The 16,404-nt window shown below is 69.2% G+C and carries 17 protein-coding genes; 15 read left to right on the forward strand and 2 right to left on the reverse strand.

Annotated features, from left to right (window positions below):
• Positions 1-8: 8 nt before the first annotated feature.
• On the reverse strand, positions 9-299 hold the full coding sequence (locus AC4BEG_RS28395; protein ID WP_490702568.1) for a ferredoxin: 291 nt from the start codon (positions 297-299) through the stop codon (positions 9-11).
• A 257-nt stretch (positions 300-556) separates the two neighbouring features.
• Between AC4BEG_RS28395 and arc the strand changes: the two genes are divergently transcribed.
• The 5 genes from arc to prcA all read left to right on the forward strand — a co-directional run bounded on the left by arc (position 557) and on the right by prcA (position 6,223).
• A complete protein-coding gene (arc, locus tag AC4BEG_RS28400) occupies positions 557-2,323 on the forward strand; it encodes a proteasome ATPase (protein WP_490702569.1) in 1,767 nt (588 codons plus the stop codon).
• Between the two features lie 258 nt (positions 2,324-2,581).
• Entirely contained in the window at positions 2,582-4,093 is a 1,512-nt protein-coding gene (dop, locus tag AC4BEG_RS28405) for a depupylase/deamidase Dop (RefSeq protein ID WP_490702570.1), read from the forward strand.
• Between the two features lie 135 nt (positions 4,094-4,228).
• A complete protein-coding gene (locus AC4BEG_RS28410; RefSeq protein ID WP_069869121.1) occupies positions 4,229-4,447 on the forward strand; it encodes a ubiquitin-like protein Pup in 219 nt (72 codons plus the stop codon).
• A 112-nt stretch (positions 4,448-4,559) separates the two neighbouring features.
• Positions 4,560-5,405: a proteasome subunit beta gene (gene prcB / locus AC4BEG_RS28415; protein WP_490702571.1), complete on the forward strand. Its 846-nt coding sequence runs from the start codon at positions 4,560-4,562 to the stop codon at positions 5,403-5,405.
• 53 nt (positions 5,406-5,458) lie between these two features.
• On the forward strand, positions 5,459-6,223 hold the full coding sequence (gene prcA / locus AC4BEG_RS28420) for a proteasome subunit alpha (RefSeq protein WP_490702572.1): 765 nt from the start codon (positions 5,459-5,461) through the stop codon (positions 6,221-6,223).
• 369 nt (positions 6,224-6,592) lie between these two features.
• Here the strand turns inward: prcA and AC4BEG_RS28425 are convergent, their stop codons facing one another.
• Positions 6,593-7,678 carry a LacI family DNA-binding transcriptional regulator gene (locus tag AC4BEG_RS28425; protein WP_490702573.1) on the reverse strand — a complete coding sequence of 362 codons (1,086 nt, stop codon included), beginning with the start codon at positions 7,676-7,678 and terminating at the stop codon, positions 6,593-6,595.
• Between the two features lie 175 nt (positions 7,679-7,853).
• Here AC4BEG_RS28425 and AC4BEG_RS28430 point away from each other — a divergent pair, with 175 nt between their 5' ends.
• The 10 genes from AC4BEG_RS28430 (at position 7,854) to tatC (ending at position 16,379) form a co-directional block, all read left to right on the forward strand.
• Positions 7,854-9,143, forward strand: coding sequence for an MFS transporter (locus AC4BEG_RS28430; RefSeq protein ID WP_490702574.1), 1,290 nt, complete (start codon positions 7,854-7,856; stop codon positions 9,141-9,143).
• Between the two features lie 135 nt (positions 9,144-9,278).
• Positions 9,279-10,640 carry a Pup--protein ligase gene (gene pafA / locus AC4BEG_RS28435; RefSeq protein ID WP_490702575.1) on the forward strand — a complete coding sequence of 454 codons (1,362 nt, stop codon included), beginning with the start codon at positions 9,279-9,281 and terminating at the stop codon, positions 10,638-10,640.
• 114 nt (positions 10,641-10,754) lie between these two features.
• Positions 10,755-11,750 (forward strand): FKBP-type peptidyl-prolyl cis-trans isomerase, encoded by a 996-nt coding sequence (locus AC4BEG_RS28440; protein ID WP_490702576.1) that lies wholly within the window; start codon positions 10,755-10,757, stop codon positions 11,748-11,750.
• 40 nt (positions 11,751-11,790) lie between these two features.
• Positions 11,791-12,162 (forward strand): FKBP-type peptidyl-prolyl cis-trans isomerase, encoded by a 372-nt coding sequence (locus AC4BEG_RS28445; RefSeq protein WP_490702577.1) that lies wholly within the window; start codon positions 11,791-11,793, stop codon positions 12,160-12,162.
• Between the two features lie 114 nt (positions 12,163-12,276).
• A complete protein-coding gene (locus tag AC4BEG_RS28450; protein WP_490702578.1) occupies positions 12,277-13,254 on the forward strand; it encodes a helix-turn-helix transcriptional regulator in 978 nt (325 codons plus the stop codon).
• Between the two features lie 19 nt (positions 13,255-13,273).
• Entirely contained in the window at positions 13,274-14,233 is a 960-nt protein-coding gene (locus AC4BEG_RS28455) for a helix-turn-helix transcriptional regulator (protein WP_490702579.1), read from the forward strand.
• 4 nt (positions 14,234-14,237) lie between these two features.
• Positions 14,238-14,489 (forward strand): hypothetical protein, encoded by a 252-nt coding sequence (locus AC4BEG_RS28460; RefSeq protein WP_490702580.1) that lies wholly within the window; start codon positions 14,238-14,240, stop codon positions 14,487-14,489.
• Between the two features lie 103 nt (positions 14,490-14,592).
• A complete protein-coding gene (locus AC4BEG_RS28465) occupies positions 14,593-14,820 on the forward strand; it encodes a hypothetical protein (RefSeq protein ID WP_490702581.1) in 228 nt (75 codons plus the stop codon).
• 230 nt (positions 14,821-15,050) lie between these two features.
• The gene (gene tatA, locus AC4BEG_RS28470) at positions 15,051-15,341 is read left to right on the forward strand and encodes a Sec-independent protein translocase subunit TatA (RefSeq protein WP_490702582.1); all 291 of its coding nucleotides are present in this window, start codon (positions 15,051-15,053) and stop codon (positions 15,339-15,341) included.
• A gap of 63 nt (positions 15,342-15,404) precedes the next feature.
• On the forward strand, positions 15,405-16,379 hold the full coding sequence (gene tatC, locus AC4BEG_RS28475) for a twin-arginine translocase subunit TatC (RefSeq protein ID WP_490702583.1): 975 nt from the start codon (positions 15,405-15,407) through the stop codon (positions 16,377-16,379).
• Positions 16,380-16,404 lie beyond the last annotated feature (25 nt).

Below are 16,404 nucleotides of genomic sequence, written 5' to 3' on the forward strand. Positions count from 1 at the left end.
GCGTCCCGTCAATCCGCGTCGGGGCCGTAGACCTCGACCTTGTCCGCGGCGCGGCGCACATGGATGCAGTCGCCGGGGCACTCCTGGGCGGAGTCCACCACCTCGGTCAGCAGCTGGAGCGGAACGGGGGTGGTGGCCCCCTTGTCCTGGAGCAGCTCATCGTCGTCGCTCTTGACGTAGGCTAGACCGTCGATGTCGAGTTCGAAGACCTCGGGGGCGTACTGGGCACAGATCCCGTCGCCCGTGCACAGGTCCTGGTCAATCCAGACTTCAAGATCGCCGAGCTCCTCGTTCCGCACGGTACGTCGCCTGCCGTTCCCTCGATACGTGATTCAACATTGACTAAATATCGCCAGCTCTGGCGGGTGTTGACCGTCTCGACGATACAACCGCTCGCTTTCCGATGTTGTTGGGTGGGTATTCACCTGGCGTGAGGGAGTGCGCAAGGGTGAAGATCGGACACACGCCGACCGGGTTTGTGATCTAGGGGTTTCAACCCGCACCGGCCCAGGTAGGGTCAGGAAGCGTCCAGCTCCCCTTGGAGGAGGTGAGGACCGTGGCAGCCCACGACGACGACATCAACCGCGGCATCCGGCCGGGGCGGGGGTCTGATGACCCAGCCGGTCAGGTTGCTTATCTCGAGCAGGAAATCGCCGTCCTGCGCCGCAAGCTCGCCGACTCTCCGCGGCATACGAGGATTCTCGAAGAGCGGATCGTCGAGTTGCAGACAAATCTGGCGGGAGTCTCCGCACAGAACGAGCGGCTCGCGAACACACTCCGTGAGGCCCGCGACCAGATCGTGGCCCTCAAGGAAGAGGTCGACCGGCTCGCACAGCCGCCGGCCGGCTTCGGAGCGTTCCTGAAGGCGAACGAGGACGGCACGGCAGACATCTTCACCGGGGGCCGCAAGCTCCGGGTGAACGTCAGCCCGAGCGTCGATCTCGACGACCTCAAGCGTGGCCAGGAGGTCATGCTCAACGAGGCGCTCAACGTGGTCGACGCCATGGAGTTCGAGCGCGCCGGGGACATCGTCACCCTCAAGGAAGTCCTTGAGGACGGCGAGCGAGCCCTGGTGATCGGGCACACCGACGAGGAGCGTGTGGTGCGGCTCGCCGAGCCGCTGCTGGAAACCACCATCCGCCCCGGTGACGCCCTGCTGCTCGAGCCCAGGTCCGGCTATGTCTACGAGGTCGTGCCCAAGAGCGAGGTCGAGGAGCTCGTCCTCGAAGAGGTCCCGGACATCGACTACACGAAGATCGGCGGTCTGGGGAACCAGATCGAGCTGATCCGCGACGCGGTCGAGCTCCCCTACCTCTACCCCGACCTCTTCAAGGAGCACGAACTGCGGCCGCCCAAGGGTGTGCTGCTGTACGGCCCGCCCGGCTGCGGCAAGACGCTCATCGCCAAGGCCGTCGCCAACTCCCTTGCCAAGAAGGTCGCCGAGGTGACCGGCAAGCCCGCGGGGAAGAGCTTCTTCCTCAACATCAAGGGCCCCGAGCTGCTCAACAAGTACGTCGGTGAGACCGAGCGGCACATCCGGCTGGTCTTCCAGCGGGCACGGGAGAAGGCCAGCGAGGGCACGCCCGTCATCGTCTTCTTCGACGAGATGGACTCCCTGTTCCGCACCCGCGGCTCTGGTGTCAGCTCGGACGTGGAGAACACCATCGTTCCGCAGCTGCTCTCGGAGATCGATGGTGTCGAGGGCCTGGAGAACGTGATCGTGATCGGCGCCTCCAACCGTGAGGACATGATCGACCCCGCGATCCTGCGCCCCGGCCGACTCGATGTGAAGATCAAGATCGAGCGTCCGGACGCCGAGGCCGCCAAGGACATCTTCTCGAAGTACCTGACGCACACCCTCCCGGTGCATGCGGACGACCTCGCCGAGCACGGCGGATCGTCGCAGGCCGCCGTGGCGGGCATGATCCAGTCGGTCGTCGAGCAGATGTACGCGGAATCCGAGGAGAACCGCTTCCTGGAGGTCACCTACGCCAACGGTGACAAGGAAGTCCTCTACTTCAAGGACTTCAACTCCGGTGCCATGATCCAGAACATTGTGGACCGGGCCAAGAAGATGGCCATCAAGGCATTCCTCGACCACAACCAGAAGGGACTCCGCGTCTCCCATCTGCTCGCCGCTTGTGTGGATGAGTTCAAGGAGAACGAGGACCTGCCCAACACCACCAACCCGGACGACTGGGCCCGGATCTCCGGAAAGAAGGGCGAGCGGATCGTCTTCATCCGCACCCTTGTCACCGGAAAGCAGGGCGCGGACACCGGACGCTCCATCGACACGGTGGCGAACACCGGTCAGTACCTGTAACACCGCTGTCCGGCTGCGGATGTCCACGACGGGGCATCCGCAGCCGGATGCGCTTTTCGGACCGCATTCTTCGTATGAGTCCTACGAGCCCGACGGAGCAATGACTGACATGATCTCCGCTTCACCGCAAAGCCGTCCTAGGCTCGTCGGTACCGCAGTATCGCGGCGTGGGGGATCGGAGGCCGCGCACGGACCAGGAGCGCAGCGGTACTTGAGCGTCGACCCCGTCCGGGGGCGGCGCCGGGCAAGGAGGGCCGCATGACCGTACGGCGCGTAATGGGAATCGAGACGGAGTACGGGATCTCCGTCCCGGGGCACCCCAACGCCAATGCCATGCTCACCTCATCCCAGGTCGTCAACGCCTACGCGGCGGCGATGCACCGGGCGCGCCGCGCCCGCTGGGACTTCGAGGAGGAGAACCCGCTGCGGGACGCCCGCGGCTTCGACCTCGCGCGTGAGACCGCCGACGCCAGCCAGCTCACGGACGAGGACATCGGCCTGGCCAATGTGATCCTCACCAACGGCGCCCGGCTCTATGTGGACCATGCGCACCCGGAGTACTCAGCCCCCGAGGTCACCAATCCGCGGGACGCGGTGCTCTGGGACAAGGCGGGCGAGCGCATCATGGCCGAGGCCGCCATGCGCGCCGCGGAGCTGCCCGGTGCCCAGCCCATCCATCTGTACAAGAACAACACCGACAACAAGGGCGCCTCCTACGGCACGCACGAGAACTACCTGATGAAGCGGGAGACCGCCTTCTCGGACATCGTGCGCCACCTCACGCCCTTCTTCGTCTCCCGCCAGGTGGTCACCGGCGCCGGCCGCGTCGGCATCGGCCAGGACGGGCATGAGCACGGCTTCCAGATCAGCCAGCGAGCGGACTATTTCGAGGTCGAGGTGGGTCTGGAGACCACCCTCAAGCGCCCCATCATCAACACCCGTGACGAGCCGCACGCCGACGCCGAGAAGTACCGCCGGCTGCACGTGATCATCGGTGACGCCAACCTCTCCGAGATCTCGACCTACCTCAAGCTCGGCACCACCGCGCTGGTGCTGTCGATGATCGAGGACGGCTTTATCGCGGTGGACCTGGCGGTGGACCAGCCGGTGCGCACCCTGCACCAGGTGTCCCACGACCCGACGCTGGGCCGTCTCATCACTCTGCGTAGCGGACGTACGCTTACCGCCGTACAACTCCAGATGGAGTACTTCGAGCTGGCCCGCAAGTACGTCGAGGACCGCTTCGGGGCCGACGCCGACGACCAGACCCGGGATGTGCTGACCCGCTGGGAGGACGTGCTCAACCGGCTCGAGCGCGATCCCATGAGCCTGTCCGGCGAGCTGGACTGGGTCGCCAAGCGCGAGCTGCTCGAGGGCTACCGGCGCCGCGACAGCCTGGACTGGGACGCCGCCCGGCTCCACCTGGTGGACCTCCAGTACGCCGACGTACGGCACGAGAAGGGCCTGTACAACCGTCTGGTGGCGCGCGGCAAGATGAAGCGGCTGCTGGACGACCAGGACGTGGCACGGGCCCAGAACAAGCCCCCGGAGGACACCCGCGCATACTTCCGCGGCCGCTGCCTGGAGCAGTACGCGGACGATGTCGCCGCCGCCTCCTGGGACTCGGTGATCTTCGATCTCCCGGGTCGTGACTCTCTGCAACGGGTTCCTACGCTCGAGCCGCTGCGCGGCACCCGGAACCACGTCAAGGAGCTGCTGGACCGCTGCCGTACCGCGGAAGACCTGGTCCGGGTGCTCTCGGGCGGCTGAAACGGGCTCCGGCCGGGAATCATCGAGGTGGCCTCCGTGCGTTGTAGCAAGTGGGAGGCCGATGTCGGACCCGGATTGTAGGGTCTGATCTTGAGACCTATCGAATCAGCGGGCGAACCGAGCGGGGTGAGGGATATGGCGACCAAGGACACCGGCGGCGGACAGCAGAAGGCGTCGCGCTCGACCGAGGAGGTCGAGGAGCAGACGCAGGACGCACAGGCCGCGGAAGACCTCAAGGAACGGCAGGAGAAGCTCTCCGACGACGTCGACTCCGTGCTGGACGAGATCGATGACGTGCTCGAGGAGAACGCGGAGGACTTCGTGCGGTCCTTCGTCCAGAAGGGCGGCCAGTAAGGCGCGTGTTCTCCGTCCTGCGTCCCCGCGAAGAGGGGGGCGCAGGACGGATGACTTCCATGGCCAGGGGTATGGTCCGTGCAGTATTTCAAGATCTGGTGGAAGGAAACGTGTGGAAGCCAACACTCGTGACACAGGGCGTCTGCCGGCTGCCTTCCTGACGCCCGGCTCCTCGTCGTTCATGGATTTCCTGGGCGCGCACTCGCCCGCCCTGCTTCCGGGAAACCGTCCGCTTCCCCCGGTGCAGGGCGCCGTCGAGGCCCCGCACGGCACCACGATCGTCGCGGCCAGCTTCCCCGGCGGTGTGGTGCTCGCCGGTGACCGCCGCGCGACCATGGGCAATGTGATCGCGCAGCGGGACATCGAGAAGGTCTTCCCCGCCGACGAGTACTCGGCCGTCGGCATCGCGGGCACCGCCGGTATCGCCGTGGAGATGGTCAAGCTTTTCCAGCTGGAGCTGGAGCACTTCGAGAAGGTCGAGGGCACCGGCCTCTCCCTGGAGGGCAAGGCCAACCGGCTGTCGACCATGATCCGCGGCAATCTCGGTATGGCGATGCAGGGCCTGGCTGTCGTCCCGCTCTTCGCGGGCTGGGACGTCGACCGGGAGAAGGGCCGTATCTTCTCCTACGACGTCACCGGCGGGCGCTCGGAGGAGCACGGCTTCGCGGCCACCGGCTCGGGCTCGGTGTTCGCCCGGGGCGCGCTCAAGAAGCTCTACCGCGACGACCTGGCGGAGGACCAGGCCGCCACCGCCGTCGTCCAGGCGCTCTACGACGCCGCCGACGACGACTCGGCCACCGGCGGGCCCGATCTGGCCCGGCGGATCTACCCCCTCGTCACGGTCATCACCGAGGACGGCTACAAGAGGTACTCCGACGCAGAGGTGTCCGAGATCGCCCGCGCCATCCACGAGCGGCGGCTCGAAGAGCCGGACGGCCCCCGCGCCGCCCTGCTCTGAGAGGACGGTTGACCCGGAATGCATTCGCCACTGACAGAAGGGACGGACAGCCGGTGACGACGCCGTTCTATGTATCTCCTCAGCAGGCCATGGCCGACCGCGCCGAATACGCCCGCAAGGGCATCGCGCGCGGCCGCAGCGTGGTCGTGTTGCAGTACTCCGACGGCATCCTGTTCGTCGCCGAGAACCCGTCCCGTGCCCTGCACAAGGTCAGCGAGATCTACGACCGGATCGCCTTCGCGGCGGTCGGCAAGTACAACGAGTTCGAGAATCTGCGCATCGGCGGTGTCCGGTACGCCGATCTGCGCGGCTACACCTACGACCGTGACGATGTCACGGCCCGGGGCCTGGCCAATGTCTACGCACAGACGCTCGGCACCATCTTCTCCAGCGCCGCCGAGAAGCCGTACGAGGTCGAGCTGATCGTCGCGGAGGTCGGGGAGGCCCCCGAGGACGACCAGATCTACCGTCTGCCGCACGACGGCTCCATCGTGGACGAGCACGGCTCGGTCGCGGTCGGTGGCAACGCCGACCAGATCAGCAGCTATCTCGACCAGCGTCACCGGGACGGCATGAGCCTCGCCGAAGCCCTCAAGCTGGCCATCGAGTCGCTGACCCGTGACACCAACGGCGGTGAGCGCAGCCTCACCGCCGAGCAGCTCGAGGTCGCGGTCCTGGACCGCAAGCGGCCCCAGCAGCGGAAGTTCAAGCGGGTGCTCGGCCGCCAGCTCTCCCGGCTCCTGGAGCCGGAGGGCACCGCCGCGGAGGACTCGTCCGCCTCCTCCGAGGCCGAGGAGTCCGAGGAGACCGAGGAGTAATCCACCACGCCCTCCCTCCGCGCCCCGGCGGCCCAAGGGCCCCGGGGCGCGGTGCGTGTGCCCCGCCGTGCACCGCCCACACTCCGGGAGGCCCTGCCGGGTGACGAGGGCCTCCTGCGTGCCGGTGGTAGATGTCGCAATAGGGCGTGGCACCTGTCACCAACGTCCCCGGACCACACACCTGGGCCCTGTCCTGCCGATCTTCGCGGGCCCGCGACGCCTGGCACCGCGCCTCGCCGCGTTGTCGGGATCGTCCGAGTACGCCCGGTACGAGGGCGACCCTCCTGCGATCCTCCCTCAGCTACCTGCTGGGAGGTGCCCCCTCACCAGACGCCGCGGGCTGATCCACGAAGATCGACAGGACAGGACCTAGTCCGAGGGCGGGGCCGTGGACCCTCGGGGGAGGAGTTCCACCGGGAGCGTGGTGTCCTGGGGCGGTTCGCCGTTCAGGACTGCCATCAGGGCCCGCATCCCGGCCGCGCCCACCGCTTCCGCGGGCAGCCGTACCGTCGTCAGCTCCGGCTCCACCGCGGTGGCCAGCGCCAGGTCGTCGAAGCCCGTCACCGATACGTCGTCCGGCACCCGCAGCCTCAGCCGTCGGGCCGCCTTGCAGGCGCCCGCCGCCATGATGTCGTCGTCGCACACCAGCGCCGTGGGCCGGGGCCCCGGGGCGGACAGGACGCGTTCGGCCGCCCGGCGGCCCTCCTCGACGCTCAGCCCCGCCGGTTCCGTGCGCAGGGCCACACCGTCCGCCGCGCCCAGCGCCGACGCGAGGGCACGGGCGCGGACCCGGAAGGTCCAGGAGTCCACAGCCGCCGCGAGATGGGCGATACGGCGGTGGCCGAGGGCGAGCAGGTGGTCCGCCACCTGCCGGGCGCCGTCGGCGATATCGAGGTTGACGGTGGCGACCGCGGCCGCGTCGTCCGGGTCGCTGTCGAGCATCACCAGCGGCAGTCCGCCACCGCGCACCGCCGCCAGCGCGTCGGCCGCCATGGAGGAGGCGATCACACCGTCGAGCGAGGCGCGGGCGGAGTCGAAGGGGTCCCGGGCGGGGCCGACACCCTCGGGGGAGGGATAGAGCACCACCCCGAACCCGTGGTCGGCGGCGACCCGGGCGGCGCCGGTGTACACCCGGGCGAAGAACTCGGTCGTCAGGGCGGGCACCACCAGCAGCGCGGTCCGGGTGCGGCCCAGCCGCAGACTGCGTGCCGCGAGGTTGGGCCGGTAGCCCAGTTGCTGTGCCGCGGCGCGTACCGTCCCGGCGGTGCGCGGCGAGACCCGGCCCGCCCATTTGTCCCCGAGGACCAGGGAGACCGTCGCCTGCGAGACGCCCGCGACCCGTGCCACGTCCCGGCTGGTGGCCCGCCCCGCCACCGTGCGGTCCCCGCCCGGCGCGGTGTCACCCGTCCGGCCGGTCTCCGGGACACCTTTCTCAGCGGCCCCGCTCGCCACCATCGCCTCCGCTTCCCTCCGCCGTGTCCGGCGATCCGCCCCGTTCGCGTGCCCGGGAGTGGACCCGCGGCTGGCGGCCATGGTACGTATGACGACGGACGTTATACGTAAAACGCGACCATGAACCGCGGGGCACCACACCCCACGGACTCACCGACCCACGAGGAGGCAACGCACGATGGCGGCTGGCTACGGGGACCTGCTGCGTACGCGCCATGCGGCGCGGCTGCTCACCGGCACGCTCGTCGGACGGCTGCCGAACGCCACGGCCTCCATCGCGGTGCTGCTCTTCGCCCGCGCGGAGGGCGGCAGTTACGCCCTGGCCGGGGCGCTGTCGGCCGTCTACGGCGCGGCCAACGCCATCGGCCAGCCACTGCTGGGCCGGGCCGTGGACCGCCTCGGCCAGCCGCGGGTGATGCTGCCGGCCGCGGTGGTGTCCGCGCTCGGTATGGCGCTGTTCGTGGCAGTCGGGCTCGACCCGCTGCCGGTGGCCTACGCCGCGATGCTGATCGCGGGCGGTTTCACCCCGCCGCTGGAGGGCGGGCTGCGGGCGCTGTGGCCGAGCGTGCTGGGGCGTGAGGACCGCATCCACGCCGCCTACGCGCTGGACGCGGTGGCGCAGGAGGTGATGTTCGCGGTCGGCCCGCTGCTGGTCACCCTGGTGGTGGCGGTGTGGTCGGAGGGGGCCGCGCTGCTGGTCATCAACGCCCTCGGGGTCGCGGGCGCGCTGTCGGTCGTGGCGTCGCCACCGTCCCGCGCGTGGCGCTCCGCACCGCGCGAGGCGCACTGGCTGGGCGCGCTGCGCTCACCAGGGCTGCTGGTGCTGCTCGGCTCGTTCTTCTTCATCGGACTGGCTCTCGGGGCCATAGCGGTGGCCTCGGTCGCCTACGCGGACGAGCACGGCGGCGGCATGGTCGCCAGCTATCTGCTGTCCGCGCTCGGTGTGGGCGCGCTGGTCGGCGGGGTGGTCTACGGGGCCCGCCCGTGGGCCGGAGCGCCGGAACGGCGGCTGCTGGTGCTGGTGGCCGCGCTCGCGCTGGGCTATCTGCCGCTGATGCTGGTGCCCGGTGTGGTGCCGATGACGGTCCTGGCCGGGGTGGCGGGTGTGTTTCTGGCCCCGGCGCTGGCCTGCGCGTTCATCGTGGTCGACCGGCACGCCCCCAGCGGTACCGTCACCGAGGCGTTCTCCTGGCTGGTGACCACCTTCGTGGTCGGCAACGCGGTGGGAACGGCCGCCGCCGGACCGGCGGTCGAGTTCGGGGGCGTGGGCCCGGGGTTCGCCGTCCCCGGGATCGCCGGAGCCGCCGGGCTGGCGGTGCTGCTGGCCGCCCGGCGATTTCTCGCCAAGCCGGACACCAAGCCGGACACCAAGCCGGACACCAAGCCGGGCACCGAGCCAGGTACTGATCCGGCCGCCGAACCCGCCACCGAGCCGGGCACCGGACCCCGCACCGAGCCGGTCGCGTAGTCGCCCGCCGAGCCGGGTCCGGACCCGGTTTCCGATCCGCTTCTCCCGGCGCTCTGTTCACCCGCCGCGGAAAATGATCGCAACCGTGCGGCCGAACCCGGTTTCAGAGCAGGCCATCAGGCGTAATGTTCAGGCATGGACCGCCGCATTTTCGGGCTGGAGAACGAGTACGGCGTCACGTGCACATTCAGGGGACAGCGCCGGCTGTCTCCTGACGAAGTGGCGCGGTACCTCTTCCGCCGTGTCGTCTCCTGGGGCCGCAGCAGCAACGTCTTCCTGCGCAACGGCGCCCGCCTCTATCTCGACGTGGGCTCGCACCCGGAATACGCAACCCCCGAGTGCGACAACGTGACCGAGCTGGTCACCCACGACAAGGCAGGCGAGCGCATTCTCGAGGGTCTGCTCGTGGACGCAGAGCGCCGCCTGCACGAGGAGGGAATCGCGGGCGACGTCTATCTCTTCAAGAACAACACCGACTCGGCGGGCAACTCCTACGGCTGCCATGAGAACTATCTGGTGGCCCGTCACGGGGAGTTCTCCCGGCTCGCCGATATTCTCATCCCGTTCCTGGTGACGCGGCAGCTGTTGTGCGGGGCGGGCAAAGTGCTCCAGACCCCGCGCGGCGCGGTCTACTGCGTCAGTCAGCGGGCCGAGCACATCTGGGAGGGCGTCAGCTCCGCCACCACCCGCTCCCGGCCGATCATCAACACCCGCGACGAGCCGCACGCCGACGCCGAGCGCTACCGCCGGCTGCATGTCATCGTCGGCGACTCCAACATGTCCGAAACCACCATGCTGCTCAAGGTCGGCGCCACCGACCTGGTGCTCCGCATGATCGAGGCGGGCACGGTGATGCGCGATCTGACCCTGGAGAACCCGATCCGGGCCATCCGCGAGGTCAGCCATGACATCACCGGTCAGCGCAAGGTGCGGCTGGCCAGCGGGCGTGAGGCATCCGCCCTGGAGGTCCAGCAGGAGTACTACGAGAAGGCCGTCGACTTCTGCGACCGCCGCGGTATCCGTACCGGCACCGTCGAGCGCGTCCTGGAGCTGTGGGGCCGCACCCTGGAGGCGGTCCGCACCGAGGAGCTGGACCGGATCGAAACCGAAATCGACTGGGTGATGAAGTACAGGCTCATCGAGCGGTACCGGGCCAAGAACAACATCACCATGTCCCATCCGCGCATCGCCCAGATAGACCTCGCCTACCACGACATCCATCGCCGCCGGGGGCTCTACTACCTGCTGGAGAAGCGTGGTCAGGCGGCCCGGGTCTGCAACGACCTGAAAATCTTCGAGGGCAAGTCGGTTCCCCCGCAGACCACCCGCGCCCGGCTGCGCGGCGACTTCATCCGCCGTGCCCAGGAGCAGCGCCGCGATTTCACCGTGGACTGGGTGCATCTGAAGCTCAATGACCAGGCGCAGCGCACCGTGCTGTGCAAGGACCCGTTCCGGTCGGTCGACGACCGGGTGGAGAAACTCATCGCCGGTATGTGAGGCGGCGGACGGCTTATGTTCCGTGCGGGCCCCGTGCGTTCCTCGGACGGGGCCCGCCGTACAACGTAGAGTGACGCGCATCGTCCATCGCAAGATCTACGTAACGAGGACTCCGTGCGCCGACGCTCCGTACTCCTTGCCGTGCCCGCGGGCCTGCTGACGCTGGCGGGCTGCGGTGACGACAAGTCAGGATCCGACAAGGCATCACCGTCCAAGGAGCCCACCAGCCCGACGCCGTCGCCGGCCCCCACCGGCAAGATCGTGAGCGGACCGGTGCCCCCCATCACCTCCGGCAAGGAATTCGGTGAGAAGCCGAAGATTGCCAAGGGGACGGGCAAGCCGTCGTCCGACCTGGCGGTCAAGACGGTCATCAAGGGGAACGGCCCGACCACGGCCAAGAAGGACTTCCTCCAGGTCAACTATCTGGGCCAGATCTGGAGCTCCGCCAAGGTCCTCGACCAGTCATTCGACAAGCACAAGCCGGCCACGTTCCAGCTGGGCGCCGGCCAGGTCATCCCGGGCTGGGACCAGGCGCTGGTGAAGCGGAACGTCGGCAGCCGACTGGAGCTCGCGGTGCCGCCCGCCTTCGCCTACGGCAAGCAGGGCCAACCGCAGGCGGGCATCAAGGGCACCGACACGCTGGTGTTCGTCATCGACGTCGTGAACCGTTTCAACGGCAAGAGCTCGGCCAAGGGCGACAAGGTGGCCCAGAGCAACATCGACCTGCCCAAGGTGTCCGACAACACCGACGGCAAGGCCCCCACCATCACCGTCCCCAAGAAGCCCGAGCCGAAGAAGCTGGTCTCGGAGTACGTCATCGAGGGCGACGGCCCGAAGGTGAAGAAGTCCGACGCGCTGCTCGTCCAGTACAAGGGCGTGCTGTGGAAGAACGGCAAGCAGTTCGACTCCACCTACAAGCGCGGCGAGCTGGCCCAGTTCTCCCTCCAGCAGGTCGTCAAGGGCTGGTCCCAGGGGCTCACGGGCAAGAAGGTGGGCAGCCGGGTGCTGATCGTCGTTCCGCCCGACCTGGGCTACAAGAACGAGGCCAAGCCGGGCATTCCGGCCAACTCCACACTGGTCTTCTCCGTCGACATCCTGGCGGTTCTGTAAGACTGTGCGGGTTGCCCACAACGTAACGAGGAGCAATTTCGTGAGCATCGAGAAGCCCGAGGTCGACTTCCCGGGTGGCGAGCCGCCGGCCGATCTTCAGATCAAGGACATCTGGGAGGGTGACGGCCCCGAGGCCAAGGCCGGCAGCAACATCGCCGTCCACTACGTCGGCGTGGCCTTCAGCACCGGCGAGGAGTTCGACGCCAGCTACAACCGCAACACCCCGCTGCGGATCCAGCTCGGTGTCGGCCAGGTCATCCCCGGCTGGGACCAGGGTCTCCAGGGCATGAAGGTCGGCGGACGCCGCCAGCTGATCATCCCGCCGCACCTGGCCTACGGTGACCGCGGCGCCGGTGGCCGGATCAAGCCGGGCGAGACGCTGATCTTCGTCTGCGACCTGGTCTCCGCCTGAGACCCGGGTGAGCCCCGCCGAGGGCCCCTGCCTGCGGGCAGGGGCCCTCGGCTTTTGCCCCGCGTCCCGGTAGCGGTACGGTCACGGTCGTAAGGTCACAGAGAAAGGGCGTCGATGGCGATTGCCAAGGCCGAGCGGCTGATGAATCTGGCGCTGTGCCTGCTGGGAACCCGGCGCCCGCTGACCAAACGGGAGTTGCGCGGCTCCATCGAGGCGTACCTGGAGGCAGGTGGCGCAGCGAGCGGCGGCAACGACGACGCCTTCAACCGCATGTTCGAGCGCGACAAGGACGATCTGCGCGAACTCGGCCTGGTCATCGAGACGGTGGAGGGCATCGACGGCGAGATCGGCTATCTCGCCCGCCGCGACAGCAACCGGCTGCCCCCCATCACCCTGGACGCCGAGGAGGCCGCCGCTCTGGGCCTGGCCGCCAAGGTCTGGCAGCAGGCCCGGCTCGCGGGTGCCGCCAGCGGCGCGTTGCAGAAGCTGCGCGCCGCCGGGATGCCGGTCGCCGAGGACCCGTACGACACCCAGGCGCACAGCGCGCTGGAGCCGCATATCCCGGTCCACGAGGCGGCCTTCGAACCGCTGATGCTCGCCTGCCGGGACCGCCGCCCCGTCGTCTTCGACTACCGCAAGGCCAACGCCGCCCGCCCCGAGCCGCGCCAAGTCGAGCCCTGGGCGCTGGAGTGCTGGCGCGGCCAGTGGTACCTGGCCGGATGGGACCGTGAGCGAGCCGCCGAGCGGGTCTTCCGGCTCTCTCGGATCTGCGGCCGGGTCCGGCTGCGCACCGGCGCCTACACCGCCGAGGTGCCCGACCACGTCACCGTCCGCGAGACCGTGGAGCGGTGGTCGGGGGAGACCGCCACCCGCACCGCCCGGATCCGGCTGCGCTCCGGCCACGGCTATCCGCTGCGGGCCAAGGCGCTGTCCACCACCGGTGCCGGGGACGGCTGGGACGAGCTGGAGATCCCGTACGGGCACGGGCTGGACGCCTGGCTGGTGGAGTTCGGCCCGGACGTGGTGGTGCTGGCGCCCGACGAACTGCGGGCGGATGTCGTCGACCGGCTGCGCGCCGTGGCCAAGGGCTGAGGGGACGGACCGACTTCATATGGCCGGAAACGCCATTGACCAGACCCGCCGGATGCTGTCGCTGGTGACGTATCTGCGGGAGCGCCCCGGTGCCCGGGTCGCCGACGTCGCCCGCGCCTTCGGTATCAGCGAGGACGAGCTGATCTCCGACCTCGATGTGCTGCCGCTGTGCGGCACCAGCTTCCGCGGCGGGGACCTGCTCGACATCGACACCGACGGTGACCGCATCTGGTGGCACAACCCCGACGATGTCGCCGCACCGTTGCGGCTGGCAGCCGACGAGGCCACCGCGCTGCTGGTGGCCGCCCGCGCCGTGGCCACCCTCCCCGGGCTGCGCGAGAGTGACCGGGACGCGCTGCTGCGCGCCACCGCCAAGCTGGAGGCCGCCGCGGGCGAGGCGGCCGGGGCCAGCGCCCGGCTCTCGGTCACCTTCGAGTCCGAGGGCGGTGTCTTCGCCGACGTCGACCGGGCCATCTCCGAGCGGCGGCGGCTGTGGCTGCGCTACTACTCACCCGCGCGCGACGAGATCACCGAGCGGGAGGTCGACCCGATCCGGCTGTTCGCCGTCGGCCGCACCTATATGGAGGCGTGGTGCCGGCTCTCCGAGGCGCGGCGCACCTTCCGGCTGGACCGGGTCGTGGAGATCAAGCTGCTGGACGAGGCGTCCGACCCGCCGCGGATCGAGCTGCGCGATCTGTCGGACCTGTCCACCGGACTGGTGCAGACCGGCGCGGAGGACCCCGAGGTGGTCATCGAGGTGGCCCCCGGCGGGCGCTGGGTCGCCGAGTACTACCCGCACGACAGCGCGGAGGAGCTGCCCGACGGCGGGCTGCGGATCACCCTGCGCACCCCCGACCCCGGTTCGCTGCGGCGACTGGCGCTCCGGCTGGGCAGGGACGGCCGGATCGTCTCCCCGCGGGGCCTCGCGGACAGTGCGCGGGACGCGGCGCAGCGGGCGCTCGCGGCGTACGGTGAGTGAAGGGATGCACATAGTGACCCCTGGGAGGAATCCCGCCTCAGTGCTCTTCAAGGCAGCCTGCCCGGACTGCCGCAGCCGCTTCGAGCTGGCCGCGGGGGCGCTCCGGCTGGCGATCGGCGCCAGCCACCGCACCACCTTCTACTCCTTCACCTGCCCGGACTGCGGTTCGGCGGTGCGCAAACCGGCCGGGGAGCGGATCGTGGAGCTGCTCACCGGCGGCGGGGTGCGTACGCTGCGGCTGCATTCCACGGTGTAGGTCCTGTCCTGTCGATCTTCGTGGATCAGCCCACGCCGTCTGGGCGGCGAGCGGGGCGAACCTTGGCTGACGCGGCGCTAGGCTCTGCGTCATGCTCTGGCCGATGCTCGCACTCTCCCTCGCCTTCTGCGGAATCGCCGTACTCGCGCTGTGCGCGATGCGGGTCTACGCGGAGACGCGCAGACTGTCCCGGCAGGTGGCCGAGAGCTCGCGGCGGATCAGCCGGGCCGCGGAGGACCTGGAGCGGGCGACCGCGCCGCTCGGCTCCCAGGTGGACGCGCTGCGCGGCAGCGGGCCGGCCGCACCGGCCGCCGCCACCGACCGCGACTGACGCGCCTGGAACCCCGGGTGCGGGCACCCTGCTGGGAGCCAGACACCCGAGGTACGCTGGTTTTTCGCGGCCCTGGACTCGAGGCGGAGGGCCGCAACCAGGCGTCTGCATGGGGATTGCCCCGGGTTTACCCGTGCGCGCTACGATCGCTGACAGTACGGCGACCGGATGTACGTCCGACCAGTCCGGCAGCCCCACCCCCAGCCGTCTCGGTGAGAAGGTAGACGCTTATGTTCGGAAGGCTCGGCGCCCCCGAGATCATCCTCATCCTGGTCGTGGTCGTGCTGCTGTTCGGCGCGAAGAAGCTCCCCGACATGGCGCGCTCCCTGGGCAAGTCCGCCCGGATCCTCAAGAGCGAGGCCAAGGCGATGAAGTCGGACGGCCAGCAGCAGCAGAACGCCCCGGCCGACCCGCCCACCCCCGGTCAGGACCAGAGCGCGCACCGCACCATCCAGGCCGCCCCGGGTGATGTCACCAGTTCGCGTCCGGTCTCCGAGCCGAGCGACACCACCAAGCGCTGACCGAGGGCCACTTGGAGGCGGCCTGGACGAGCCGCCGTCTGACGCACGAGATGAGGACGTGGGTTGCTCAAGTCTGCCCGCAAGACGGAGAAGGACCCTGAGGGGCGGATGCCCCTCGCGGAGCACCTGCGTGAGCTGCGCAACCGGTTGCTGAAGTCGGTCCTGGCGATCAGCGTGATCACCATCGTGGCGATGTTCTTCTACAAGGACATCGTCGACTTCCTGATGAAGCCGGTTCTGGACTCCGTCGGCTGCCCCGACGGGACGCGGATGTCCCAGCTCACCGGTGACGGCGGTAAGGACGCCGGGAAGCGGTGCGCGGAATTCACCGTGAACGGTCTGCTGTCGCCGTTCACCATCATGCTGAAGGTCTCCTTCACCGCCGGTGTGGTCCTCGCCACCCCGATCTGGCTCTACCAGCTGTGGGCGTTCCTCGCGCCCGGTCTGCACCGCAACGAGAAGAAGTACGGCCTGTTCTTCGTCGGGCTCGGGGTGCCGCTGTTCGTCGGCGGGGCCTTCTTCGCCTACATGATCCTGCCGACCACCGCCGAGGTGCTGCTCGGCTTCACCCCCGAGAGCGCCAACAACCTTCTCCCGCTGGACGACTTCCTCGATCTGCTGGCCCGCATGATCGTGGTCTTCGGGCTCGCCTTCGAGCTTCCGCTGCTGCTGCTCCTGCTGAACTTCACCGGTATCCTCAGCGGCCGCCGGATGATCGGCTGGTGGCGGGGCATGATCATGGGCATCACCGTCTTCGGTGCCGTCGCGACCCCGAGCACCGACCCGGTCGGTATGTTCGCCCTGGCCGGGCCGGTCACCGTGCTCTACTTCGGCGCCTGCGGCATCGCGCTGCTCAACGACCGGCGCAAGGCACGCCGCCAGGCCGCCGATCCCGACTTCGGCCTGGACGACGACGAGGCGTCGCACCTGGATCTGACGCCCGAGGCGGTCGGCGCCAGTGCCACCCCGGCGGAGCTGACCGGCGGTGACGACGAGTCCGGCCCCACCCGGCGGAACGGCTACGACGACGTCACCTGACGCGGCCCCGCGTACGCGGACGGTG

The sequence above is a fragment of the Streptomyces sp. JLBJ103 genome (assembly GCF_058215575.1).